General features: G+C 51.8%; 2 protein-coding genes. One reads left to right on the forward strand and one right to left on the reverse strand.

From position 1 onward, the window contains the following. A partial coding sequence (locus tag KVH01_RS29370) for a two-partner secretion domain-containing protein (RefSeq protein WP_217883795.1) occupies positions 1-1,397 on the reverse strand: 1,397 nt, incomplete at its 3' end. A gap of 116 nt (positions 1,398-1,513) precedes the next feature. Here KVH01_RS29370 and KVH01_RS29375 point away from each other — a divergent pair. Continuing rightward, positions 1,514-1,872, forward strand: a 359-nt coding sequence (locus KVH01_RS29375; RefSeq protein WP_217883796.1) for a hypothetical protein, incomplete at its 3' end; no start/stop codon positions are given.

Raw genomic sequence — 1,872 nt, forward strand, 5'->3', positions numbered from 1 at the left:
CAAGCCTCAACGCCGGACAGCGCAACCTTGTCCGCGACCGGCACCAACAGCCCCACATCCAGAATTTTCGATTTAAGAGAGATCTCACCGGGCAGCGCAAATAATTCACCCGACAGCTTTAGCACTTTCTTAGCTTCAATATTGATTTGCGCATGAGACTGGCTGCTAGCCGTTATGACACTCTCAATACCTTGCGCTACATGCTCAGTGTTAGCATCGCCGATATTGACTTTCGTCGGCACTGGCGTCCTGTCATCGCCCACAGTCACATTGCCGTCAATCGCAATCTCCGGAGCATACATCTCCACCTTACCTGCTGCAGCCTCGATTGCGCCCAAATGAGAGAGACCACCGCCCGATGTCAGCGACGTAAGACTACCTGCACCACGACTTTTGTTGGTGATCTTCCCAGAGCTGCTTAAGAGAGAGCGCATCAGCGCGTTACGCCCCGTAGCATTGAGCAGAATCGATCCATCCGCCATTGACTCGCCAATCACCAAATCACCAGAGTTCGCCACTAACGCATCCATCGACTGCCGGTCTACGGTTACGTCAAAACTACCCAGATGAATGGTGGAGGCAACTGTGCCGGCGACCATCGCAATACCGCGACCCGCGACATTTGCATCTGTACCAGCGGTAATAGTGCCCGCATTACTAACTGTATTTTCTGCCAACAAGGCCACAAAGGATTTCGCGGTGATTTGCGCGCCCGCTTCGACTTTAACAAAGCCAGGCACCGTATTGCCGGCGCTACTGAAATGCAGGTTATTATCACCCTGCATGAAGGCTTCATTAGTGATCCCCAACGTTGTCGCAGTCAGGGCGCCCACGTCTACTGAAGCGCCCTTCCCAAAAACGACGCCATTGGGATTAACAATAAACACCCGCCCGTTGGCGTTGAGGATGCCATCGATGGTTGTCTGTCCTGCACCAATCACCCGATTGAGCGTCGCGGAGTCAGCACCTGGTTGATTGAACTGCACCTTATTCCCGTGGCCGATGTTGAAGCTGTTCCAATTAATCGCCGCGCGGCTCGAATCTTGATTGATAGTCGTTGCGCCTGGCCCTACGCTGATGGTCGCTTGCCCAGCCACCACATGCCCTCCCTCGACAGCCGTTGAAGAATTGGCGCCGGACACTCCTACCACCAACACAAGACGAGACAGCAGCGCGAGGAGCCGGGGCGAAGGTGCAACTTGTTGGCGGGCGGCTCGACGACGGAAAAAATTGATTCTTAGCAGGGACAAAAGGCGCATAGGGACTAAAATCTCGACAAAAAGACAAAAGACAAAAGACAAAAGAAGGATAGATATGAACCATTCAAATGAGAGGCCGAATTTTCTCTCCAGCACGAAGAATATTCCACACAGCGACAGACGGTCAAAATCGATCACTTAGAGTGCCCCAATTAAACATTTTAATGAGTCGCGGAGCAGACCTTGGTGCCATACTTCCCCTGCCCAGATCAAGAAGGGCTTTATTCGATGCTGAAAATATAAGGAAGAAAAAAATGAGTTCAAAAAAATCTGACATGACCGACTACGTTCGCTCACTGTTAGAAACAGAGGGCGTGTCTCTTGAACTGCCGGGCAGCGTGCTGGGAGCTCCGAGAGAGGAAATCACCGTGCGCGGGCTATTAGATGCACTTCAACTCACGGCGCCAAACACAACAGAGGCTGCATCGCAAAGGCCCGACACGATGGAGATACGAACGGGAGCGGAAAGTGTATTAGTCAATACAGCTGTACTGAAAACACTTGTTAACAATATAACAGATCTACCTTTCGGCCAAGTATTACCCAGCGGTGCTGTTTTACTAAACGCTGAAGGGCGCCAGGCGCTGCTATCCGCACTTGAAGACTCACCTAA

It is taken from the genome of Pseudomonas khavaziana (assembly GCF_019145205.1).
Classification (GTDB): domain Bacteria; phylum Pseudomonadota; class Gammaproteobacteria; order Pseudomonadales; family Pseudomonadaceae; genus Aquipseudomonas; species Aquipseudomonas khavaziana.